Origin of the sequence: Vogesella sp. XCS3 (assembly GCF_020616155.1) — a bacterium.
Taxonomy (GTDB): Bacteria; Pseudomonadota; Gammaproteobacteria; order Burkholderiales; family Chromobacteriaceae; genus Vogesella.
Genome location: NZ_CP085530.1, coordinates 1,753,406 through 1,775,342, shown reverse-complemented (window position 1 = coordinate 1,775,342; position 21,937 = coordinate 1,753,406). Strand labels below are relative to the sequence as shown.

Here is a 21,937-nt window from a genome sequence, read left to right as displayed (position 1 = left end):
ATGGTCTTTGTCAGACTGTTTGGCGTCCGCAGCAGGGCGCGGTTTTGATAGAATCTCTGGGACATGTTGCACCTGCAGCATCGGTTCGACATGTTTTGATGGGTGGGGGTGCAGTGCCGGCTCCCGTTCCGATGGCCCCTGCAACCATGGTGGGGGCCGGGTATAACCACTTGGTACATGCACATCCAAGGAAGCTCTATGCAGAAGCAACGACCTAAGCACTTAGATCTGGGCAAGATCAGGCTGCCTCTTCCGGGCATCGTCTCGATCCTGCACCGAATCAGCGGTGTGGCACTGTTTTTCTCGCTGCCACTCCTGATCTATCTTCTGAGCGGTTCGCTCAGTTCCGCAGAAACCTTCGACAGCTATCGCGCCGTAGTTGCCCATCCCCTGATGAAACTGATCCTGATCGGCTTCCTGTGGGCATTCCTGCATCACGCAGTAGCCGGCATCCGTTTCCTGCTGCTCGATATTCATAAAGGTCTGGAACTGCAGACCGCACGCGCTACTGCCAAGCTGGTGCTGGTAGTCAGCCTGTCTCTGACTGTGATTCTGGGGGCCATCCTATGGTAAACCGCAACGTCGTTGGTGCTCACTACGGCCTGCGCGACTGGATCATGCAGCGTGTTACTGCCGTGATCATGCTGGCTTACACCGTCATGCTGGTGCTGTTCCTGCTGGCCATGCCGGCTGGCTACGAAGGCTGGAAAGCCCTGTTCAGCCTGACCTGGGTAAAGGTTCTGACCCAAACTACCCTGCTGGCGCTGTTCCTGCACGCCTGGGTAGGTATTCGTGACCTGTGGATGGACTACATCAAGCCGGTAGGCGTTCGCCTGACCCTGCACTCCGTAACGGCAGTGTGGCTGGTGTCCTGTTTTATTTATTCGCTTAAGGTTGTATGGGGGCTGTAATGACTGTACCCGTTCGTCGATTTGATGCAGTAATTGTTGGCGGCGGCGGCGCAGGTATGCGTGCTGCCCTGCAACTGTCTGAGTCCGGCCTGAAAACTGCCGTACTTTCCAAAGTATTCCCGACCCGCTCGCACACTGTTGCTGCTCAAGGTGGTATCTCCGCCTCGCTGGGCAACGTGCAGGAAGACCGCTGGGAATGGCATATGTACGACACCGTAAAAGGGTCGGACTGGCTGGGTGACCAGGATGCCATCGAATTCATGTGCCGCAAGGCACCGGAAGCCGTGATCGAGCTGGAACACTTCGGCATGCCGTTCGACCGTCTGGAAAACGGCAAGATTTACCAGCGCCCGTTTGGCGGCCACACCCAGAACAACGGCGAAACCCCGGTTCAGCGCGCCTGTGCCGCTGCCGACCGTACCGGCCATGCCATGCTGCACACGCTGTACCAGCGTAACGTGCGCGCCAATACCCAGTTCTTTGTCGAGTGGATGGCGCTGGACCTGATCCGTGACGAAGCTGGCGATGTGGTGGGTGTTACCGCCCTGGAAATGGAAACCGGCGAGGTTTACATTTTCCATGCCAAAGCCGTGCTGTTTGCTACCGGTGGCGCCGGCCGTATCTACGCCGCTTCCACCAACGCCTTCATCAACACCGGTGACGGCCTGGGTATGTGCGTTCGCGCAGGCATCCCGCTGGAAGACATGGAATTCTGGCAGTTCCACCCGACCGGCGTAGCCGGTGCCGGTGTACTGATTACCGAAGGTGTACGTGGCGAAGGCGGTATCCTGCTGAACGCCAACGGCGAGCGCTTCATGGAGCGCTACGCACCTAACCTGAAAGATCTGGCCCCGCGCGACTTCGTGGCCCGCTCCATGGAGCAGGAAGTGCTGGAAGGCCGTGGTTGCGGCCCGAACAAGGACTACGTGCTGCTGAAACTGGACCATCTGGGCCCGGACATCATCAAACAGCGCTTGCCAGGCATTCGCGAGATTGCCATCAAGTTTGCCGGCGTAGACCCGATCAAAGAGCCGATTCCGGTTATCCCGACTTGCCACTACATGATGGGCGGTATTCCGACCAACTACCGTGGCGAAGTGGTGATCCCGCAAGGTGACAACCCGGAAGCACGCGTTAACGGCTTCTATGCCGCCGGCGAATGCGCTTGCGCATCCGTACACGGTGCCAACCGTCTGGGTACCAACTCCCTGCTGGACCTGGTGGTATTCGGCAAATCGGCCGGCGACAGCATGGTCGAGTTCATCCGCAACGAAATGCCTACCTGGAAACCGCTGCCGGCCAACGCCGCCGAGCGTTCCCTGGCACGTATCAGCCGCCTGGACAACCAGACCAACGGCGAAGACGTGACCGAAGTACGTACCGCCATGCAGCGTACCGTTCAGGCACGTGCTGCCGTATTCCGTAACTCGGAAAACCTGGCACTGGGCGTGAAGGAAATCCAGGAAGTGGCCGAGCGCGTAAAACGCATCCAGATCAAGGACAAATCCAAAGTCTTCAACACCGCACGTGTCGAGGCGCTGGAGCTGGAAAACCTGATCGAAGTGGCTGTGGCTACCCTGATCTCCGCCGATGCGCGTAAAGAGTCCCGTGGTGCCCACGCCCACGCTGACTTCCAGCAGCGCGACGACGAGGTATGGATGAAGCACACCCTGTACTACGGCGATGACCGTCGCCTGACCTACAAGCCCGTGCACACCAAACCGTTGTCGGTGGATTACATCCCGCCGAAAGAGCGTACTTTCTAAGCGGCGACCAGGAGATCAAGATGACCAAAGCCCGTTTTTCCATTTACCGCTACGATCCTGACAAGGACGCCAAGCCGTACATGCAGGATTACGAGATCGAGCTGGGCCCGAACGACGTAAAACTGCTGGACGTGATCGTGAAGCTCAAAGCCATGGACGACACCCTGTCGTTCCGTCGCTCCTGCCGCGAAGGTATTTGTGGCTCTGACGCCATGAACATCAACGGCAAGAACGGCCTGGCTTGCGTCACCAACTGGGCTGACCTGAAACAGCCTATCGAGCTGCGCCCGCTGCCTGGCCTGCCGGTTATCCGCGACCTGATCGTGGACATGACCCAGTTCTTCAAGCAGTACCACTCGATCAAGCCTTACGTGATCAACGACACGCCACCGCCAGAGCGCGAGCGCCTGCAATCGCCGGAAGACCGTCTGGAGCTGGACGGCCTGTACGAGTGCATTCTGTGCGCCTGTTGTTCTACTTCCTGCCCGTCTTTCTGGTGGAACCCGGACAAATTCGTTGGCCCGGCCGGCCTGCTGGCCGCCTACCGCTTTATCGCGGACACCCGCGATCTGGCGACCAACGAGCGTCTGGACAACCTGGAAGACCCGTATCGCCTGTTCCGTTGCCACACCATCATGAACTGCGTGGATGTGTGCCCGAAAGGTCTGAACCCGACCAAGGCGATCGGCAAGATCAAAGACATGATGGTTAAGCGTGCCGTATGACCGACATCGATCCGGTTGAAATAAAACGGATCCGCTGGCGCTCGCGCCGTGGTTTGCTGGAACTGGACATTGTGCTGGAGCGTTTTCTGGCCAATGGTTTTGACCAGCTCACCATGGCCGAGCTTGCCGCGTACAGGAAGTGCCTGGAGCTGGGCGATAACGACTTCCTGGACTACGTAAACGGCAAAGCGGAAGTAGACGATCCCGAGCTGGCACACATCATCGGGATTTTGCGGGCGGTTTAAGGCCTGCAAGCAGCAAAACAAATTACAACGACCACAAACTGAACTGGGAGTATTGCTGTGGAAAACAATCGTAAAGTGACGCTCACCTACAACGACGGTAAAGACAATCTGGAGATGCCGGTACTGAAAGGTACCCTGGGTCCGGACGTAGTCGATATCCGCTCGTTCTCCAAAACCGGTATGTTCACCTTTGACCCCGGCTTCCTGGCTACCGCCAGCTGCGAGTCGCAAATCACCTTTATCGATGGTGACCTGGGTCAGCTGTACTACCGTGGTTACCCTATCGAACAGTTGGCCGAAAAGAGCGACTACCTGGAAGTGTGCTACCTGCTGCTGAATGGCGAACTGCCTACCGCAGAAGAGCGCAAGGTATTCGAGCGCGGCATCATGCGCCACAACATGCTGCACGACCAACTGATGAGCCTGTTCAAAGGCTTCCGTCGTGATGCCCACCCGATGGCCGTGATGGTGGGTGTGGTTGGCGCGCTGTCTGCGTTCTATCACGACTCGCTGGACATCAATAACCCGGAACACCGCAAGATCTCGGCTCACCGCCTGATCGCCAAGCTGCCTAACATTGCAGCCCAGGCGTACCGCTACAACAAGGGCCTGCCGTTCTCGTACCCGAAAAACGGCCTGACCTACGCCGAGAACTTCCTGCACATGATGTTCTCTACGCCGTGCGAAGAGTACAAGGTGAACAAGACCCTGGCCCTGGCCCTGGATCGCATCTTCACCCTGCACGCCGACCACGAGCAGAACGCTTCTACCTCTACCGTACGTCTGGCTGGCTCCTCCGGTGCCAACCCGTTCGCATGTATCGCCGCCGGTATCGCTTGCCTGTGGGGCCCGTCCCACGGTGGCGCCAACGAGGCTGTACTGAAGATGCTGGACGAAATCGGTTCGGTAGAAAACGTACCGGCGTTCATGGAAGGCGTGAAGAACAAGACCCACAAACTGATGGGTTTTGGTCACCGCGTGTACAAAAACATGGACCCGCGCGCAGCCATCATGAAAGAGACCTGCGACGAAGTGCTGAACGAGCTGGGCCTGCACAACGATCCGAAGTTCAAACTGGCCATGGCGCTGGAAAAAATCGCCCTGGAAGACCCGTACTTCATCGAGCGCAAACTGTACCCGAACGTAGACTTCTACTCCGGTATCGTGCTGTCGGCTATCGGTATCCCGGTATCCATGTTCACCCCGATCTTCGCCCTGGCACGTACCGTGGGCTGGATCTCCCACTGGGCTGAAATGATTGCCGACCCGGCAATGAAGATCGGCCGTCCGCGTCAGCTGTACACCGGTGCCCAGCGCCGCGACTACATCCCGCAGGAACAGCGTTAATCGCTAACAAAAGGTTGGCCGCTATGCGGCCAACCTTTTTGCGGTGGAGAGCGTTCTGTCAAAAAGAGGCGTGTGGGCAATCACATAGCTCTTTTTGTCAAAACGGTTTTTGCAAAGCAGCAACGCAGACAAAAGGGTCGAATAATGATGCAATCCATGTACAGTCATTCCCACCTGTTTGGTGGAAATGCACCGTTCATCGAGGAACTGTACGAACAGTATCTCGCTGATCCGAACGTGGTTCCGGCGGAATGGCGGGATTACTTCGATAAGCTGGCAATGGCACCGGGTGCGGCAGAGCGCGACGTAGCGCATCAGCCTATCCAGGAGTCGTTCATCCAGCTGGCCAAGAAGCCGCTGGCTGGCCAGCGCAGCAGCGATGTGGCCAACTGGGAGTCCATGCAAAAGCAGGTAGGCGTACTGAAGCTGATTTCGGCTTGGCGCGTACTGGGTTCCCGCCAGGCTAACCTGGACCCGCTCAAGCGTATGGACCAGGCGACCATGCGTGAGCTGGACCCGGCTCAACATGGCCTGTCCGACGCCGATATGGCTGTGCAGTTCAATGTAGGTTCGCTGGTTGCCCCGCAAAAGCTGCCACTGTCCGACATTCTCGCCCGTCTGAAACAGACCTACGGCGGCAATGTGGGCGTGGAATACATGCACATCACCACCTCTGAAGAAAAACACTGGGTACAGAAGCGCTTTGAAGGCGACCTGTCCACCCCGCGTTACAACGCAGAGAAAAAACAACGCATTCTGAAGCAGATCACTGCAGCAGAAACGCTGGAACGCTACCTGCATACCCGCTATGTAGGCCAGAAGCGCTTCTCGCTGGAAGGTGGCGAATCCGCCATCGCCGCGCTGGACCACCTGATCCAGAACGGTAGTGCCTACGGCGTAGAAGAGCTGATTATCGGCATGGCCCACCGTGGCCGCCTGAACGTGCTGGTAAACACCCTGGGCAAGCTGCCGCGTGACCTGTTTGCCGAGTTCGAAGGCAAGGCCGCACAAGAGCTGGCCTCGGGCGACGTGAAGTACCACATGGGCTTCTCGTCCGACATCCCTACCGCCAACGGCCCGATGCACGTATCGCTGGCGTTTAACCCGTCCCACCTCGAGATCGTGAACCCGGTAGTAGAAGGTTCCGTGCGCGCCCGCCAGGAGCGCCGCAACGACGTGGAAGGCAAATCGGTCGTGCCGCTGCTGATTCACGGTGACTCCGCCTTTGCCGGCCTGGGCGTGAACCAGGGCACCTTCAACCTGTCGCAAACCCGTGGCTATCGTACCGGCGGTACCATCCACCTGGTGATCAACAACCAGGTAGGCTTTACCACCTCCGATACCCGCGACATGCGTTCCACCCTGTACTGTACCGACGTGGCCAAGATGATCGAGGCACCGATCTTCCACGTGAACGGTGACGATCCGGAAGCCGTCTGCTACGTGATGCAGGCTGCGCTGGAATACCGCATGCAGTTCAAGAAGGACGTGGTTATCGACCTGGTGTGCTACCGCAAGCTGGGCCACAACGAAGGCGACGATCCGTTCCTGACCCAGCCGATGATGTACAAGCGCATCGCCAAGCACGCCGGTGTGCGCGCCATGTACGCACAGCGCCTGGTAGCCGAAGGTGTACTGAAGGCCGAAGCCGCCGACGACCTGATCCGCGCTTACCGTGACGCGCTGGACAAGGGCGAACACGTCGAGCAGACCGTACTGTCCAACTACCGCCGCGAACACGCGCTGGACTGGAGCCAGTATCAGGGCACCCACTGGGCTCACCCTACCGATACCAGCCTGCAGCAAGCCGACGTACAGCGTCTGGCCGAAAAATTCACCCACGTACCGGCCGACTTCAAGCCGCACCCTACCGTGAAGCGCGTTATCGAAGCCCGCCAAGCCATGGCGCGTGGCGAGCAGCCGCTGGACTGGGGTATGGCAGAGACCCTGGCCTACGCCAGCCTGGTAACCAACGGCTACGCCGTACGCATCTCGGGTGAAGACTCGGGCCGCGGTACCTTCTCGCACCGCCACTCGGTACTGCACGACCAGAACCGTGAAAAGTGGGACCAAGGCACCTACATCCCGCTGGCCAATATGAGCGAAAACCAGGCCGACTTCCGTGTGATCGACTCGATCCTGAACGAAGAAGCGGTACTGGCCTACGAGTACGGCTATGCCTGCTCCGCCCCGGACCAGCTGGTGATCTGGGAAGCCCAGTTCGGCGACTTCGCCAACGGCGCCCAGGTAGCCATTGACCAGTTCATCTCCTCTGGCGAAACCAAATGGGGCCGTCTGTGCGGCCTGACCACCATCCTGCCGCACGGCTACGATGGCCAAGGCCCGGAGCACTCCTCCGCCCGTCTGGAACGCTGGCTGCAGCTGTGCGCCGAGCACAATATGCAGATCGTGATGCCGTCCGAAGCTGCGCAGATGTTCCACATGCTGCGTCGCCAGGTACTGCGCCCGTATCGCAAGCCGCTGGTGATCTTCCTGTCCAAGCGCCTGCTGCGCTACAAAGACTCGATGAGCCCGATCGAAACCATCACCCAGGGCTCTTTCCGCCCGGTGATCGGCGACGCCAGCATCCAGGACCCGAAAAAGGTGAAACGCGTACTGCTGTGCGCTGGCCAGGTGTACTACGACCTGGTCAACGGCCGCAAAGAGCGTGGCATGGAAGAAGACGTGGCCATCATCCGTATCGAACAGCTGTATCCGTTCCCGACCGAGCTGCTGCAAGCCGAGCTGGCCCAGTTCTCGCACGTGAAAGAGCTGCTGTGGGTACAGGAAGAGCCGCGTAACCAGGGTGCCTGGTACCAGATCCGCCACCGCCTGGAAGGCCTGCTGCAAGCCAAGCAGACGCTGGACTTTGCCGGTCGCCCATCGTCGGCATCCCCAGCCGTAGGCTATATGAGCAAGCACGTTGCCCAGCTCAAGTCCTTCGTCGAAGAAGCGTTTTCGCTGAACAAATAACACCTGCACAAAAGAACGGGGCGGCAGCAAGCCGCCCCACAACGGAGAAGAACAATGGCCATTATCGAAGTCAAAGTCCCCCAGCTCCCGGAATCCGTGTCCGAAGCCACCCTGATGACCTGGCACAAGCAAGTAGGCCAGGCCGTAGCCCGCGATGAAAACCTGATCGATCTGGAAACAGACAAAGTGGTACTGGAACTGCCAGCGCCACTGGCAGGCGTAATCGTGAAAATCATCGAGCAGGATGGCGCCACCGTGACCTCCGGCCAGCTGATTGCCCATATCGATACCGAAGCTACTGCTGGTGCATCCGCGCCTGCCGCCGCCGCACCGGCTGCTGCTCCGGCTGCCGCCCCGGTACAGGCTGCTGCCACCGGCGGTGCTGCCATGCCGTCCGCTGCCAAACTGGCCGCCGAAACCGGTGTGAACCTGGCCGACGTAGCCGGCTCCGGCCGTGACGGCCGTATCCTGAAAGAAGACGTGGCTGCCGCCAAACCGGCTGCTGCCCCGGCCCAGTCTGGCCCGGTGATCGCCGCTGCCGCACCGTCCGCTGGCGTTGCCCTGTCGTCCACCCCGGCTGTTAACGCTGCCGCGCTGACTTCCGGCCGTCCGGAACAGAGCGTGCCGATGTCCCGTCTGCGCCAGCGTGTAGCCGAGCGTCTGATCCTGTCGCAGCAAACCAACGCGATTCTGACCACTTTCAACGAAGTGAACATGAAGCCGCTGATGGACCTGCGCAACAAGTACAAAGACAAGTTCGAAAAAGAGCACGGCGTGAAGCTGGGCTTTATGGGCTTCTTTGTGAAAGCCGCTGTTGCCGCCCTGAAGAAATACCCGATCGTGAACGCGTCGGTAGATGGCAACAACATCATCTATCACGGCTACTTCGACATCGGCGTGGCAGTGGGCAGCCCGCGTGGCCTGGTGGTACCGGTGATCCGTAACGCCGACCAGCTGAGCCTGGCCGACATCGAGAAACAGATCGCCGACTTCGGCAAGCGCGCGCAGGAAGGCAAGCTGACCGTTGACGAGCTGACTGGTGGCACCTACACCATCTCCAACGGCGGTACCTTCGGCTCCATGATGTCCACCCCGATCATCAACCCGCCGCAATCCGCCATTCTGGGCATGCACGCTACCAAAGAGCGCGCTGTGGTAGAAAACGGCCAGGTTGTGGTACGCCCGATGATGTATCTGGCGCAGTCCTACGACCACCGCATCATCGACGGCCGCGAAGCCGTGCTGTCGTTGGTTGCCATCAAGGACGCCATCGAAGATCCGGCTCGCCTGATCCTGGATCTGTAATCACCGCAGGCGGAGGCAGGCGCAGCCTGTCATCCGCCATTCACGACGAACTGGCAAGCTGGCCGCCTGCGGCCAACTTGCTACAGGATAGAGAACACCATGTCCCAACAATTCGACGTAGTAGTGATCGGCGGCGGCCCTGGCGGCTATGTAGCTGCCATCCGTGCAGCCCAGCTGGGCTTTAGCACCGCTTGCGTAGACGCTACTAAAAACCCGGAAGGCAAGCCTTCGCTGGGTGGTACCTGCCTGAACGTAGGCTGCATCCCGTCCAAAGCCCTGCTGCAGTCGTCGGAAAACTTCCACGCCGTACAGCACGACTTTGCCAAGCACGGTATCAGCGTAGAAGGCGCGCAGATGGACGTGGCCAAAATGCTGGCCCGCAAGAACGACATCATCACCAAGAACGCCGGTGGTATCAGCTTCCTGTTCAAAAAGAACAAGGTTGCCAATATCCACGGTCTGGCCACGCTGAAAGCCCGCCAGAACGAAAAATGGGTGATCGAGGTTGCCGATAACGGCGCCGAGGTCGATACCTTGGAAGCCACCCACGTCATCATTGCTACCGGTTCCAGCCCGCGCCAGCTGCCTGGCCTGGCTACCGACAACCAGATCGTTCTGGACAACGAAGGCGCACTGGCGCTGACCGCTGTACCGGCACGCCTGGGCGTGATCGGCGCCGGTGTGATCGGCCTGGAAATGGGTTCGGTATGGAAGCGCCTGGGCGCCGACGTCACCATTCTGGAAGCCGCACCGACCTTCCTGGGCGCTGCCGACCAGCAGATCGCCAAAGAAGCCTTCAAGACCCTGACCAAAGACACCGGCCTAGATATCAAGCTGGGCGTGAAAATTGGCGAAATCACCAAGGCTGACAACGGCGTGGTGGTGAACTACGAGCTGAACGGCGAAGCCGTAAAAGCCGAGTTCGACAAGCTGATCGTGTCCATCGGCCGTGTGCCGAACACCCAGGGCCTGGGTGGCGCCAACGTGAACCTGCAAATGGACGACCGCGGTTTCATCGTGGTAGACGACCACTGCCACACCAACCTGCCTAACGTATGGGCAATTGGCGACGTGGTACGCGGCCCGATGCTGGCGCACAAAGCGTCGGAAGAAGGCGTGGCCGTAGCCGAGCGTATCGCCGGCCAGAAGCCGCACGTAGACTTTGGCGTGATTCCATGGGTGATCTACACCAGCCCGGAAATCGCCTGGGTCGGCAAGACCGAAGAGCAGCTGAAAGCTGAAGGCATCGAGTACAAGAAAGGCACTTCCGGTTTTGCGGCCAACGGCCGTGCGCTGGGTCTGGGCCAGGCACAAGGTACCGTCAAGATCCTGGCTTGCGCCAAGACCGACCGTATCCTGGGCCTGCACATGATCGGCCCGATGGTGTCCGAGCTGGTGACAGAAGGCGTGGTATCCATGGAGTTCAAAGCTGCCAGCGAAGACCTGGCTCGCATTGTCCATGCCCACCCGAGTCTGTCCGAAGTGGTACACGAAGCCGCCCTGGCCGCCGACAAGCGCGCGCTGCACGGCTAAAAGAACAGGCAGCAGGCAGGGCACTTTCAAGGTAAAGTGCCGGCCGGCTGCCTCTATGGTTTTGTTGCCGATATCGATAGAACACACCGCTTGTAGCCCAGGCGGTACAATCGCGACATCTCAGGCATAGCAAGGTTGGCCGCAAAGCCAGCCAACTATCCACCCGAAAGGAAACTTAATGAACCTGCACGAATACCAAGCGAAAGAGCTGTTGGCCAAATACGGCCTGCCGGTGCAAAAAGGCATTCTGGCCACCACACCGGAAGAAGCCGCTGCTGCCTACGACCAGTTGGGCGGTAAATTTGCCGTTGTAAAAGCCCAGGTCCACGCTGGTGGCCGCGGCAAAGCCGGTGGCGTAAAAGTGGTGAAAACCCGCGAAGAAGCTGCCGAAGTAGCCAAAACCCTGATCGGTACCAACCTGGTAACCTATCAGACCGACGCAGCCGGCCAGCCGGTAAACAGCTTGCTGGTATGTGAAGACATGTACCCGGTACAGCGCGAACTGTACCTGGGCGCCGTCGTAGATCGCGGTTCCCAGCGCGTGGTATTCATGGTGTCCACCGAAGGCGGCGTGGAGATCGAAAAAGTAGCCGAAGAAACCCCAGAAAAGATCATCAAGATCGAAGTGGACCCGCTGGTAGGCATGCAGCCGTTCCAGACCCGCGATGCGGCTTTCGCCCTGGGCCTGTCCGGTTCGCAGATCGCCGCATTCAGCAAACTGATGCTGGGTGCTTACAACGCTTTCGTTGAAAACGACTTTGCCCTGTTCGAAGTGAACCCGCTGGCGCTGCGCGAAAACGGCGAACTGGCTTGCGTAGACGGCAAGATCAACCTGGACTCCAACGCCCTGTACCGTCACCCGGCGCTGCTGGCCCAACGCGACAAGTCGCAGGAAAACGAACGCGAAGTGAAAGCTTCCGAATTCGACCTGAACTACGTAGCGCTGGAAGGCAACATCGGCTGCATGGTAAACGGCGCCGGTCTGGCCATGGCTACCATGGACATCATCAAGCTCAAAGGCGGCCAGCCTGCCAACTTCCTGGACGTGGGCGGCGGCGCTACCAAAGAGCGCGTGATCGAAGCGTTCAAGCTGATCCTGGCTGATACCTCGGTACAAGGCGTGCTGATCAACATCTTCGGCGGCATCGTACGTTGCGACATGATTGCCGAAGCGATTATCGCTGCCGTGAAAGAAGTGAACGTGACCGTACCGGTAGTTGTGCGCCTGGAAGGCAACAACGCCGAGCTGGGTGCCAAGATCCTGGACGATTCCGGTCTGAAACTGACCTCCGCCCAGGGCCTGAACGACGCAGCCGAGAAGATCGTTGCTGCTGTTGCCGCCCTGTAATCACCTGCACCGCATAAGGATTTCAAAATGAGCGTATTGGTAAACAAAGATACGAAAGTGCTGGTGCAAGGCTTCACCGGCAAAAACGGTACTTTCCACGCCGAACAGGCGCTGAAAGTAGGCACCAAGGTGGTTGGCGGTGTAACCCCGGGCAAAGGTGGCAGCGAGCACCTGGGCCTGCCGGTGTTCAACACCATGAAAGACGCTGTACGCGAAACCCAGGCTGACGCTTCGGTTATCTACGTACCGGCAGCTTTCGCCAAGGATTCCATCCTGGAAGCGGTAGAAAGCGGCGTTAAGCTGATCGTGTGCATCACCGAAGGCGTGCCTACCCTGGACATGCTGTACGTGAAAAAAGCCGTGGACGAAGCCGGCATCCGCCTGATCGGCCCGAACTGCCCAGGTATCATCACTCCGGGCGAGTGCAAGATCGGCATCATGCCGTGGCACATCCACAACCCGGGTCGTATCGGTATCGTATCCCGTTCCGGCACCCTGACTTACGAAGCTGTGGCACAAACTACCGCTTTGGGTCTGGGCCAGTCCACTTGCATCGGTATCGGCGGCGACCCTATCCCGGGTACCAGCCACATCGACGCCCTGCGCCTGTTCCAGGACGATCCGGACACCGACGCTATCGTGATGATCGGTGAAATCGGTGGTTCCGCCGAAGAAGAAGCTGCCGAGTTTGCCAAGCAGTACGTGACCAAGCCGGTAGTAGGTTACATCGCCGGTGTTACCGCACCAAAAGGCAAACGCATGGGCCACGCTGGCGCCATCATCTCTGGCGGCAAAGGTACTGCCGAAGAGAAGTTCAAGGCTTTCGAGCGTGCAGGCATCGCCTACACCCGCAGCCCGGCCGAAATCGGCAAGACCATGTTCGAACTGCTGAAAAGCAAGGGCATGATCTAAGCTTTCTGCCTGTCAGAACAGCACAACGCCACCGCATGCGGTGGCGTTTTTTATTGCCTGCGGCCAACCTTTACGGTTGGTACCACAGGTTCTTCTGTGCCAGCGGTGTATCGGGCGGCAGCAAGGGGTTGGGCAGGTGGATAATCTGGCGTTTGTCCAGTTGTAGTGCCTGTAGCGTATGGCCATGGTACTGCTGGAACAGTGTATCGAAGCTACCGTCGTTCACGGCTTGCTGCAGGCCATCCCGCAGCATGTGTGCCAGCCTGGGGCGGTTCGGGGTGATGAAGAAATAGAAAGCCGTAGGGTAGTGCAGCAAAAGGTGCGGGTCGATTTCCAGTTGCAGGTCGGCGTGTGTCTGCTGTTCGTCCAGAATTTCGATCACGCTGCGCGGAAAGTAATCGAAGCGGTGTTTCGCCAGCATGGAGAACAAGGGTTCGTAGTCCGGCGTGCTGACTACCGGCAGCCCGGCGGCTTGTAAAATGGCGGTGTCCGGCCAGTCGTGCTCCTGGCCGGCGGTGAATCTGGCCAGGGCTTTCAGGCTGTTCACGTCGGCCAGCAGGTGGCCTTTGCCTGGCGGCACAAGTGCGATGCGCCAGCCTATCAGGCCTTTATCCAGCGGGATGCGGATAGGTAATAGCAGACGCTCGCGGTCATGGCTGGTCATGGTCCACATGACATCGATACGGCTTTGCTTGCGCTGTAGCTCCTGTATGGCGCGGCCTTGAACCATGGCGGGACCCGGGCGTAGCAGGCAGTTGGCCGCCGCTTTATTGCAGGCCAGCTTGAGCAAAGACAGCATGTAGTGCAGCTGCGGGTCGCCCTTGGCGGGCAGGATGGGGTAGTTGATGATTACCGGGGCGGCGTGGCAAGCGGCCCCAATGAGTAGACCAGATAACAACAGCTTAAGGCGGGCTGGCATGATGGCTATCCAGTAACAGTTCACGGGTCAGTGTGATCCAGGCCCGGGCTGCGTGAGACAGATAGCTATCTTTTTTCCAGATCAGGCCGATGTGCCAGATGATGCGCTCATCATCTACAGGGATCACATCGAAGCGGTGCGGCTCCAGCTGGCTGGCAATGGCCTGGGGCAGCAGCGCAATACCCAGTCTAGCTTCCACCATGGCAACGATAAAATCCCAGTGTGCACTGCGCCCGGCGATATTGATGGTTTTGCCCGTGGTGCGGAAGGCATCGCTGATGCGGGTGGTGAGCGAGAAGTCTTCCGGGTAAAACACGATGGGCTGATCCGCTACATCAGGCAGTGTCACGAAGCTACGCCCGTGCCACGGGCTACCGGCTGGTGCTACCAGGCACAGGCGGTCGCGTACCAGGCTCAGGCTGTTGAACGTATGGTGGTCTACTGGCAAGACGGCGGCACCGATTTCCAGATTGCCCGAACGGATGCTGCTTTCAATCGCCAGGGCGCCGTCTTCTACCATTTTCAGCTCAACCCCTGGGTAACGGTCGCGAAATGCGCCCACCACCGGTGCAAAGAAAGCACCGCCGGCCATGGGGGGTAAACCTACCACCAGCTCGCCGCGCGCCAGCGAGGCCAGGTCGGCCAGCGCGTTTTTCAGGCGCAGCTGCGCCGCCAGTACGTCTTGCCCGCGCAGGTACACCACGCGGCCGGCATCGGTCAGCTGAAAACTCTTGCCCTCGCGGATCAGCAAAGGCGTGCCCAGTTCTTCTTCAAGCTGCTTCACCATTTTGCTGATGGTGGGCTGGGTGACAAACAGTGCCTCTGCCGCCCGGGTGAAGTTCTGCTGGCGTACCAGCTCGGCAAAATAGCGCAGCGCCTTGATGTCCATTTTCATTCCAAAAAAGAATAGTTTTAATAATTTTAATTCATTTTTAGAATGTAATAAACCTACGTATACTCCGTATCACTCTCTGTGTTGTGTTGTGGCTCGTAAACACAGCAGGTGTTGACCGCTTAAGGCTGCCAAGGATTCTCCTCCCGACGCGGCTGCGAGACACCCGCTGTCTGCCACAGGTGGCTCTGCCACTTTTGGTACAGGCACCAGCCTAGTGCTGGTTCAGGATTATCTGGTGCCTCGTACATCCGGGGATTGTGTACGAGGTGAATCCTCTGTTTTCCCCTTACGAGCGTTGTTCGGCCGGCTATCAAGCCGGCTTTTTTTTTGCCTGCCGGTTTTGTGTGGCACGCTGTGCGGCCAAGCTGGCTAAGGCGTGTCGTGGCAAGCGCAGGCTTCGCCGCTAGCCGCGTCATCCAGTGTTTTCAGAATGCCGCAGTCGGCCAGGGTATGCGGGCTATCGCAGCGGGCACGCAGCTGCAGTAGCTGCTGTTCCAGGCGCTGTAGCGCTTCTATCTGGCTGTGTACGCGGCTGATTTGCTGGTCGATCAGGGCATTGACGCGATCGCACGGCTCGGCGGCCGGTTGCTGGTGAAAACCGGCCAGCAGGCGGATATCGGCCAGCGGCATGCCCAGCGAGCGGCAGTGCAGAATAAAGGCCAGCTGTTCCAGGTGGCGCTGTTCGTAGCGGCGGTAGCCGCTGCTGCTACGTGCCGGTGCCGGCAGCAAACCTTCGCGCTCGTAGTAGCGGATGGTTTCACTCTCGCAGCCGGTGCGTTTTGCCAGTTCGCCGATTTGCATCATTTTCTCCTCAGGGCTTGACCTTATAGTAGCTACAGGGTTTGCAATAGCACAAGCACGCTTTTGTGGAGACCAGCATGGCCCTGTATCAACCCAAACCCGGCAGCAAAATCATTCCCGTCACCGTGGCGCAGCCGCACGCTGCCGACCACGACCACGACCACGACCACGACCACGACCACGACCACGACCACGACCACGACCACAGTCATAGTCATGATCACAGCCACGACCATGCGCAGGCTGCCTGCTGCAGTGGCGACGCCTGCAGCAGCACGTTAACTGCCGCACCTCAGCCCGCCGACGTACCGGCCGGTAGCAGCGCCTGGCGGCTGGCGATTCCGGCCATGGATTGCCCCACCGAGGGGCGACTGGTGGACAAGGTGCTGGCCAATATCGACGGTGTATTGCGCGTGGACTTTAACTACATCGAGCGCACGGTGACCGTGCACCAGCGCGACGCCAGCCTGGCGCAGGTGCAGGCCGCCATTGCCAGTACCGGCATGCCGCCACGGCTGCTAAGCGCGGAAGAGGCCGACACCCCCGCAGCGCCGCCGGTAGAAAGCCGCGGCCAACTATGGCTGGCAGGCCTGCTGGCTGCAGCGGCCGAAGGCGCCGTGCTGGCCGGTACCAGCGATGGTGCCTGGTGGGTGGCAGCGCTGGCCATTGTCTCGATGCTGGCCGGTGGTCGTACCACGGCACGCAAAGGCTGGTACGCGCTGAAGCTGCGCACGCTCAATATCTATTTCCTGATGAGCCTGGCCGTGGTCGGCGCCATGGTGCTGCAACAGTGGCCGGAAGCCGCGATGGTGCTGTTCCTGTTTGCGCTGTCGGAAAAGCTGGAGGCGCTGTCGCTGGCGCGCGCTGGCGAGGCAGTGCGCAGCCTGATGGCGCTAAAGCCCGACACCGCCTGGGTAGAAGTAGAGGGCCAATGGCAAGCTGTCCCCAGTGACAGCCTGCAAGTTGGCCGCGTGGTACGCGTACGCCCCGGTGAGCGCGTGCCACTGGATGGCGTGATTGTTAGCGGCCGTAGCGACTTCAACGAAGCGCCGATTACCGGCGAAAGCCTGCCGCTGGATAAGGGCGAGGGCGATGCCGTGTTTGCCGGCGCCATCAACGGTCAGGGGCTGGTACAGGTGCAGGTCACCGCGGCTGCCGACGGAAGCGTACTGGCGCGCATCATCCGTAGTGTGCGCGATGCGCAGGCTGGCAAGGCGGCGACCCAGCGCTTCATCGACCGTTTTGCCGCGGTGTATACGCCGATTGTGGTGGCGGTAGCGGTGCTGCTGGCGCTGGGCCTGCCGCTGGCCGGCGTGATGACCTGGCAGGCGGCGTTGTACCAGGCGCTGGTGTTGCTGGTGATTGCCTGCCCGTGCGCGCTGGTGATTGCCACGCCGGTTACGTTGGTGTCGGCGCTATCGTCGGCGGCGCGGCGCGGCATGCTGGTCAAGGGCGGCGTGGCGCTGGAGGCGGCGGCGCGCATTCGTTACCTGGCGCTGGACAAGACCGGCACGCTGACCCGTGGCGAGCCGGCAGTGGAGGAGGTATTGCTGTTACAGCCCGATATGGGCCGCGATGCCGTGCTGCAAGTGGCCGCTAGCCTGGAAGCGCACTCCACCCACCCGCTGGCGCGTGCTGTTATGCAGGCGGCGAAGGGCTTGCCCTTGCTAGCCGCCAATGGCTTGCAAGAGACAGCGGGTGAGGGGGTGCAGGCCACTGTTAACGGCCAGCGCTGGGCGCTGGGTAACCGCCGCCTGCTGGCGCGGCTGGGGGCGGATATCGCGCCGTGGTTGCCGCTCGTGCCCGAGGGCAGTGGCGAGATGTGGCTGTGCCGTGATGGCACACCGCAAGCGCTGCTGCTGGTGGCCGACGCGCTGCGCCCCGATGCTGTGGCGGCGGTAGCACAGCTGCAGCAGATGGGCATCACGCTTACCGTTTTGTCTGGCGACCAGCAGGCGGTAGTTGGCCGCACGGCAGCGCAGGTCGGCATCGCCGAGGCGCTGGGTGGCCTGCTGCCGGACGACAAGCTGGCGCATATCCGCCGCCTGGCGCAGCAGGGGCCGGTGGCCATGGTGGGGGATGGCGTAAACGATGCGCCCGCGCTGGCGCAGGCCGAGCTGGGTATCGCCATGGGGGCCGCTGGTTCGGATACCGCGCTGGAAACCGCGCAGGTGGCGCTGATGGAAGACCGCCTCGACAAGCTGCCGCAGCTGTTTGCCCACGCCCGGCGCAGCATGGCGGTGCTGCGTGCCAATATCGTGCTGGCACTGGCCATCAAGCTGCTGTTCTTTGTGCTGGCGCTGGCCGGTGTGGCCACGCTGTGGATGGCGGTGTTTGCCGACGTGGGTGCCAGCCTGCTGGTCATTTTCAACGGCCTGCGCCTGGCGCGGGTAAGGCAAGCAAGCTAGAGCCAGCGCTGGCGGTGTGGCGGCTTGGCTAGCTGGCCGCTACACCTTCATGCCACGCATGCCGGTAACGCGGAAAGGGTAGAGCTCGGCCACCATCACCCCGCCGCTTACCACCGGGTCGGCTTGCATGATGGCGCGTGCCTCGCTTTCTATCCCCGTCATTACCAGCACCATGGCAAACGCCTGGGCATCATCGGCTGTGGTGCGGCCGAACAGGGTGACCTTGCCTGCCAGGCACAGGTCGTCCAGGTAGCAGGTGTGCTGGCTGATGCACTCGGCCTCGTGGTCGCTCAAACCGGCGCGCAGCATATCGGGGCGGGTGGGGCGTAGCAGGTAAAGGTAGTGATGCATGGTGTCATGCCTGTGTATCAATGCCGCGACCTTGCAGGGCGGGGGCCGTGCTGTCTTGCGGCTGGTAAGTCTGTTGCAGCGGGCTGCTACCGCGCTGCGCGGCGGCTTGCTCGGCCATGGCCTGTAGCGCCATCTGCCGCGCTTGTGCCGCTACGGCCTGATCTTGGCCGGATGGCTCGGCAGGTGCCAGCGCGGCACGCTGTACGGCCTGGGCCTTGCGCAGGGTATCTTCCGGCGTACGCCCCCGGCTAACGTCGATGTTGACGTGGCCACCCACCGCGTAACGCTGCCCATCCGGCCCTTGCTGGTAGCTGTAGCTAGGGGCGCTAACGCTGACACCGCCGGCGGCAGCCATGTGGGCTTGTTCGTGGGCGCGCACTTCGCTGTCGCGGGCCTTCAGCTGCGTGACCTGTTTTTCTTCCTCTTCACTCAAGGCAGCCGTACCGTTCTGGCTGCGGCCGGCGCCACTACCGGCGCTGGCTTGCTGGCCCGTTATGCTGCTAGCCAGGCAGCGGCTGCACTGGCAACCCGGGTCGCAGCTAGCCGCCAGCCTGCTGGCTGGGGGGCTGTAGGCGCTGCCATAGTTGGCCGCAGAGGTGGCGCTGATACTCATTTTTATCGGGTGATACGCTGTTGCCTATAAGCATAGACCATAAAAAACGGCCTGCTGTAAGCAGCAGGCCGAGTAGGGCAGTGTGTAGGCAGCTCAGCTTTGCCGCTCGCCCGTTTGCAAGCGCCACAGTGCGGCGTAGCTGCCGTTCTGCGCCAGCAGCAGCGCGTGGGTGCCCGATTCCACAATCTGGCCGTGCTCCATCACGTGGATGCAGTCGGCGTGGCGCACGGTAGACAGACGGTGGGCAATCACCAGTGTGGTGCGCCCGCGCGATACCACGTCCAGCGAACGCTGGATGGCGGCTTCGGTTTCGTTGTCCACCGCGCTGGTGGCTTCGTCCAGTATCAGGATGCGCGGGTCTTTCAGGATGGCGCGCGCCAGGGCCAGGCGTTGGCGCTGGCCGCCGGATAGCTTCTGGCCGCGTTCTCCCACCGGGGTGTCGTAGCCCTGCGGCAGGCGGGCGATGAACTCGTGCGCCTCGGCGGCGCGGGCAGCCGCCTCGATGGCGCTGCGGCCAACCTCGCCCATGCCGTAGGCAATATTGTCGGCCACGCTGCCATCGGTCAGGAATACATCCTGGCTGACGTAGCCAATCTGGCGGCGCAGGTCGGTGAGCGACAGCTCGCGAATATCGTGCCCATCCAGCTTGATCGCCCCGGCCGGTGCCTCATAAAAACGCAGTAACAGTTTGACCAGCGTGCTCTTGCCCGAGCCAGTGGCACCCACAAAAGCCACGGTGCGGCCGGCAGGCACGGTAAGCGACACGTTGTGCAGTACGGTGAGGTCGCCGTAGCCGAATGACAGGTTTTCGAAAGCCAGGCTGCCGGATACTGTAGCGGTTGGCAGCGCTCTGCCGTCGTACGGTATCGAGACGGGTGTGGAGAGCACGTCAAGCACACGGTCGATGGCGGTCATCGAGCGCTGGTACAGGTCGGCAATATCGGCCAGCCCCACCAGTGGCCATAGCAGGCGCTGGGTGAGGTATACCAGCACCGAGTAGCTGCCAACACCGATTTCGCCGTGTAGCGCCAGCCAGCCGCCGTACACCAGCGTTACCACGAAGCCGGCCAGAATGGCCATGCGGATCACCGGGATAATGGCCGACGACAGGCGGATGGCCGCTGCGTTGGTCTGGCGGTAGTGCTCGCTGGCCTGGCGGATATGTTCGGCTTCAAACGCTTCGGCGGTAAACGCCTTGATGGTGGCAATACCCAGCAGGTTGTTGCTGAGGCGGCCGTTGATCACCCCGGCGGCTTCGCGCACGGCGCTATAGCGCGGGGCAATGCGTTTCTGGAACCAGAACGTGCCCACCAGAATCAGCGGTACCGGGAACAGCGCCAGCATGGCCAGCTGCGGTGCCAGGTAAAAAAACACGGCACCCACCATAATGGAAGAGCACACCACCTGAATGATGCTGTTGGCGCCACCGTTGAGAAAGCGCTCCATCTGGTTGATGTCGTCGTTCAGGATGGACATCAGGCTGCCGGTACGCTTGTCTTCAAAGTAAGACAGTGGCAGCTTTTGTACATGGCCGTAGGCGTCCAGGCGCAGTACGTGCTGCAGGTTTTGCGCCAGGTTGCGCCAGCGCAGCTGGTACAGGTACTCGAATAGTGATTCGCCCGCCCAGATCAGTACCGTGAGCCCGCCCAGCCACAACAGCTGGTCAAAGCTGTCGGTAATGCCCAGGCGCGCCAGAAAGGAATCCTGTTTGCTGACCACCACATCGACGGCCACGCCGATCAGTACTTCGGGCAGGATATCGAAAAACTTGTTGATGGCAGAAAATGCCGAGGCAAGATAAGCATCCCGCCGATACTGGCGGGCATAATGGAAGAGCCGTGACAGGGATGACATGGTATCTGGGTGGTATGAGGGGACCGGCGATTGTACGCCGCCATGCAACAAGAATGAAATGGGAATAAGTAGCAATGACTGAACACTCTGTTAACCAGCGCGAGCTCACCATGTCGGTGCTGATGACGCCTGACATGGCCAATTTTTCCGGCAACGTGCATGGTGGTGTACTGCTGAAACTGCTGGACCAGGTGGCCTACGCCTGCGCCAGCCGCTACGCCGGCTGTTATGTGGTGACGCTGTCGGTAGACCAGGTGCTGTTCAAGCAGCCCATCCACGTGGGCGAGATGGTTACCTTTCTGGCCAGCGTGAACCACGTTGGCCGCACCTCCATGGAAGTAGGCATCAAGGTGGTAGCCGAAAACATCCAGCAGCGTACCGTGCGCCATACCAATAGCTGCTACTTCACCATGGTGGCCTGGGCGGACGGCAAAGCCATGCCGGTGCCGGCGCTAGCGCTGGAGAGCGACACCCATAAAAAGCGCTTTCGCGAAGCCGAAATCCGCAAGCAGATGCGGCTGGAAGCCGAGCAACGCATGCAGCAGGCAGGCCATGCATGAATGACGGCCTGATCCCGCTGACGGCGCTGGACAAGCCGCGCGCCTACGCCATCTACTGCGCCGGTATGCAGGGCAAGCTCAGCCGCTGCGCCGGCTGGGATCCGGTGTTGCAGCGGCAGGGCTTCGAGCAGAGTTTTACCGCCGGGACGCTATTCTGGTACCGCCACCAGGGCCAGGAGGTGGCCTTGCTGAGCCTGTCGCGCCGCGATTATGGCCTGCATGTACACTTGCTGGTGGTGCTGGATCAGTGGCGCCGCCAGGGCATGGGGCGGCGCGTGCTGGCGCATTTGCATGGCCTCAGTAGCGGCCGCGTCACGCTAAGCTGCCTGCGCGACGACAAACCGGTGCGCGCCTTTTATGCCGAAATGGGCTACCACATCGCCGGTATGGAGCCGGATTTTCTCAATCTGGAGTGGCCAGGGCCGCAAGCCAGAGCCGGCTGATACCGTAGCGTACCGGCTTGGGATGGCT

General features: G+C 60.6%; 20 protein-coding genes. 14 read left to right on the top strand and 6 right to left on the bottom strand.

The features are described 5' to 3' along the window. Nucleotides 1–198 precede the first annotated feature (198 nt). The 11 genes from sdhC (at nucleotide 199) to sucD (ending at nucleotide 13,065) form a co-directional block, all read left to right on the top strand. A complete protein-coding gene (sdhC, locus tag LCH97_RS08440) occupies nucleotides 199–573 on the top strand; it encodes a succinate dehydrogenase, cytochrome b556 subunit (RefSeq protein ID WP_026107608.1) in 375 nt (124 codons plus the stop codon). Next, nucleotides 567–911, top strand: a complete 345-nt coding sequence (gene sdhD, locus LCH97_RS08435) for a succinate dehydrogenase, hydrophobic membrane anchor protein (protein ID WP_147692516.1) — start codon at nucleotides 567–569, stop codon at nucleotides 909–911. The genes sdhC and sdhD overlap by 7 nt, the downstream gene beginning before the upstream one ends. Next, on the top strand, nucleotides 911–2,677 hold the full coding sequence (sdhA, locus tag LCH97_RS08430; RefSeq protein WP_026107609.1) for a succinate dehydrogenase flavoprotein subunit: 1,767 nt from the start codon (nucleotides 911–913) through the stop codon (nucleotides 2,675–2,677). Before sdhD ends, sdhA begins: the two co-directional genes overlap by 1 nt. Nucleotides 2,678–2,697: 20 nt before the next feature. After that, nucleotides 2,698–3,402: a succinate dehydrogenase iron-sulfur subunit gene (locus tag LCH97_RS08425; RefSeq protein WP_017506946.1), complete on the top strand. Its 705-nt coding sequence runs from the start codon at nucleotides 2,698–2,700 to the stop codon at nucleotides 3,400–3,402. Continuing rightward, nucleotides 3,399–3,647 (top strand): succinate dehydrogenase assembly factor 2, encoded by a 249-nt coding sequence (locus tag LCH97_RS08420; protein ID WP_147684414.1) that lies wholly within the window; start codon nucleotides 3,399–3,401, stop codon nucleotides 3,645–3,647. Before LCH97_RS08425 ends, LCH97_RS08420 begins: the two co-directional genes overlap by 4 nt. A 57-nt stretch (nucleotides 3,648–3,704) precedes the next feature. Then, nucleotides 3,705–4,994, top strand: coding sequence for a citrate synthase (gltA, locus tag LCH97_RS08415; RefSeq protein WP_227305046.1), 1,290 nt, complete (start codon nucleotides 3,705–3,707; stop codon nucleotides 4,992–4,994). A 144-nt stretch (nucleotides 4,995–5,138) separates the two neighbouring features. Next, nucleotides 5,139–7,967, top strand: a complete 2,829-nt coding sequence (locus tag LCH97_RS08410) for a 2-oxoglutarate dehydrogenase E1 component (protein WP_227305044.1) — start codon at nucleotides 5,139–5,141, stop codon at nucleotides 7,965–7,967. Between the two features lie 54 nt (nucleotides 7,968–8,021). Further along, nucleotides 8,022–9,272, top strand: a complete 1,251-nt coding sequence (odhB, locus tag LCH97_RS08405; RefSeq protein ID WP_227305041.1) for a 2-oxoglutarate dehydrogenase complex dihydrolipoyllysine-residue succinyltransferase — start codon at nucleotides 8,022–8,024, stop codon at nucleotides 9,270–9,272. Nucleotides 9,273–9,371: 99 nt separating this feature from the next. Then, a complete protein-coding gene (lpdA, locus tag LCH97_RS08400; RefSeq protein WP_227305038.1) occupies nucleotides 9,372–10,805 on the top strand; it encodes a dihydrolipoyl dehydrogenase in 1,434 nt (477 codons plus the stop codon). Between the two features lie 178 nt (nucleotides 10,806–10,983). Continuing rightward, complete coding sequence (gene sucC / locus LCH97_RS08395; RefSeq protein ID WP_227305035.1) at nucleotides 10,984–12,153, top strand: ADP-forming succinate--CoA ligase subunit beta; 1,170 nt, start codon at nucleotides 10,984–10,986, stop codon at nucleotides 12,151–12,153. A gap of 27 nt (nucleotides 12,154–12,180) precedes the next feature. Next, nucleotides 12,181–13,065: a succinate--CoA ligase subunit alpha gene (gene sucD / locus LCH97_RS08390; protein WP_017506953.1), complete on the top strand. Its 885-nt coding sequence runs from the start codon at nucleotides 12,181–12,183 to the stop codon at nucleotides 13,063–13,065. A gap of 70 nt (nucleotides 13,066–13,135) precedes the next feature. Here sucD and LCH97_RS08385 read toward each other — a convergent pair whose 3' ends face one another. From LCH97_RS08385 to cadR, 3 genes are all read right to left on the bottom strand, one after another. Beyond that, on the bottom strand, nucleotides 13,136–13,984 hold the full coding sequence (locus LCH97_RS08385) for a hypothetical protein (protein ID WP_227305032.1): 849 nt from the start codon (nucleotides 13,982–13,984) through the stop codon (nucleotides 13,136–13,138). Continuing rightward, complete coding sequence (locus LCH97_RS08380) at nucleotides 13,968–14,873, bottom strand: LysR family transcriptional regulator (protein WP_227305029.1); 906 nt, start codon at nucleotides 14,871–14,873, stop codon at nucleotides 13,968–13,970. Before LCH97_RS08380 ends, LCH97_RS08385 begins: the two co-directional genes overlap by 17 nt. A gap of 375 nt (nucleotides 14,874–15,248) precedes the next feature. After that, complete coding sequence (gene cadR, locus LCH97_RS08375) at nucleotides 15,249–15,680, bottom strand: Cd(II)/Pb(II)-responsive transcriptional regulator (RefSeq protein WP_227305026.1); 432 nt, start codon at nucleotides 15,678–15,680, stop codon at nucleotides 15,249–15,251. Between the two features lie 77 nt (nucleotides 15,681–15,757). Between cadR and LCH97_RS08370 the strand changes: the two genes are divergently transcribed. Further along, nucleotides 15,758–18,088 (top strand): cation-translocating P-type ATPase, encoded by a 2,331-nt coding sequence (locus LCH97_RS08370; protein WP_227305023.1) that lies wholly within the window; start codon nucleotides 15,758–15,760, stop codon nucleotides 18,086–18,088. Nucleotides 18,089–18,127: 39 nt separating this feature from the next. On the opposite strand, the gene LCH97_RS08365 is transcribed toward LCH97_RS08370, so the two are convergent. The 3 genes from LCH97_RS08365 to LCH97_RS08355 form a co-directional block, all read right to left on the bottom strand. Next, entirely contained in the window at nucleotides 18,128–18,439 is a 312-nt protein-coding gene (locus tag LCH97_RS08365; protein ID WP_227305020.1) for a YciI family protein, read from the bottom strand. A 4-nt stretch (nucleotides 18,440–18,443) separates the two neighbouring features. Next, nucleotides 18,444–19,052 (bottom strand): putative metalloprotease CJM1_0395 family protein, encoded by a 609-nt coding sequence (locus tag LCH97_RS08360; protein WP_227305017.1) that lies wholly within the window; start codon nucleotides 19,050–19,052, stop codon nucleotides 18,444–18,446. 93 nt (nucleotides 19,053–19,145) lie between these two features. Further along, nucleotides 19,146–20,906, bottom strand: a complete 1,761-nt coding sequence (locus LCH97_RS08355) for an ABC transporter ATP-binding protein (protein WP_227305013.1) — start codon at nucleotides 20,904–20,906, stop codon at nucleotides 19,146–19,148. A 74-nt stretch (nucleotides 20,907–20,980) separates the two neighbouring features. Here LCH97_RS08355 and LCH97_RS08350 point away from each other — a divergent pair, with 74 nt between their 5' ends. Continuing rightward, nucleotides 20,981–21,466, top strand: a complete 486-nt coding sequence (locus LCH97_RS08350) for an acyl-CoA thioesterase (protein WP_227305010.1) — start codon at nucleotides 20,981–20,983, stop codon at nucleotides 21,464–21,466. Then, on the top strand, nucleotides 21,463–21,909 hold the full coding sequence (locus LCH97_RS08345) for a GNAT family N-acetyltransferase (RefSeq protein ID WP_227305008.1): 447 nt from the start codon (nucleotides 21,463–21,465) through the stop codon (nucleotides 21,907–21,909). Before LCH97_RS08350 ends, LCH97_RS08345 begins: the two co-directional genes overlap by 4 nt. Nucleotides 21,910–21,937 lie beyond the last annotated feature (28 nt).

What these genes read in the sequence shown, in the direction of transcription:
- sucC (WP_227305035.1), top strand. Translation starts at nt 10,984, where the DNA reads ATGAACCTGCACGAATACCAAGCGAAAGAGCTGTTGGCCAAATACGGC.
- lpdA (WP_227305038.1), top strand. Translation starts at nt 9,372, where the DNA reads ATGTCCCAACAATTCGACGTAGTAGTGATCGGCGGCGGCCCTGGCGGC.
- LCH97_RS08420 (WP_147684414.1), top strand. Translation starts at nt 3,399, where the DNA reads ATGACCGACATCGATCCGGTTGAAATAAAACGGATCCGCTGGCGCTCG.
- sdhD (WP_147692516.1), top strand. Translation starts at nt 567, where the DNA reads ATGGTAAACCGCAACGTCGTTGGTGCTCACTACGGCCTGCGCGACTGG.
- LCH97_RS08355 (WP_227305013.1), bottom strand. Translation starts at nt 20,906, where the DNA reads ATGTCATCCCTGTCACGGCTCTTCCATTATGCCCGCCAGTATCGGCGG.
- LCH97_RS08425 (WP_017506946.1), top strand. Translation starts at nt 2,698, where the DNA reads ATGACCAAAGCCCGTTTTTCCATTTACCGCTACGATCCTGACAAGGAC.
- cadR (WP_227305026.1), bottom strand. Translation starts at nt 15,680, where the DNA reads ATGCAAATCGGCGAACTGGCAAAACGCACCGGCTGCGAGAGTGAAACC.
- sucD (WP_017506953.1), top strand. Translation starts at nt 12,181, where the DNA reads ATGAGCGTATTGGTAAACAAAGATACGAAAGTGCTGGTGCAAGGCTTC.
- sdhA (WP_026107609.1), top strand. Translation starts at nt 911, where the DNA reads ATGACTGTACCCGTTCGTCGATTTGATGCAGTAATTGTTGGCGGCGGC.
- sdhC (WP_026107608.1), top strand. Translation starts at nt 199, where the DNA reads ATGCAGAAGCAACGACCTAAGCACTTAGATCTGGGCAAGATCAGGCTG.
- LCH97_RS08365 (WP_227305020.1), bottom strand. Translation starts at nt 18,439, where the DNA reads ATGCATCACTACCTTTACCTGCTACGCCCCACCCGCCCCGATATGCTG.
- LCH97_RS08370 (WP_227305023.1), top strand. Translation starts at nt 15,758, where the DNA reads ATGGCCCTGTATCAACCCAAACCCGGCAGCAAAATCATTCCCGTCACC.
- LCH97_RS08350 (WP_227305010.1), top strand. Translation starts at nt 20,981, where the DNA reads ATGACTGAACACTCTGTTAACCAGCGCGAGCTCACCATGTCGGTGCTG.
- LCH97_RS08410 (WP_227305044.1), top strand. Translation starts at nt 5,139, where the DNA reads ATGATGCAATCCATGTACAGTCATTCCCACCTGTTTGGTGGAAATGCA.
- LCH97_RS08360 (WP_227305017.1), bottom strand. Translation starts at nt 19,052, where the DNA reads ATGAGTATCAGCGCCACCTCTGCGGCCAACTATGGCAGCGCCTACAGC.
- LCH97_RS08345 (WP_227305008.1), top strand. Translation starts at nt 21,463, where the DNA reads ATGAATGACGGCCTGATCCCGCTGACGGCGCTGGACAAGCCGCGCGCC.
- LCH97_RS08380 (WP_227305029.1), bottom strand. Translation starts at nt 14,873, where the DNA reads ATGGACATCAAGGCGCTGCGCTATTTTGCCGAGCTGGTACGCCAGCAG.
- LCH97_RS08385 (WP_227305032.1), bottom strand. Translation starts at nt 13,984, where the DNA reads ATGCCAGCCCGCCTTAAGCTGTTGTTATCTGGTCTACTCATTGGGGCC.
- odhB (WP_227305041.1), top strand. Translation starts at nt 8,022, where the DNA reads ATGGCCATTATCGAAGTCAAAGTCCCCCAGCTCCCGGAATCCGTGTCC.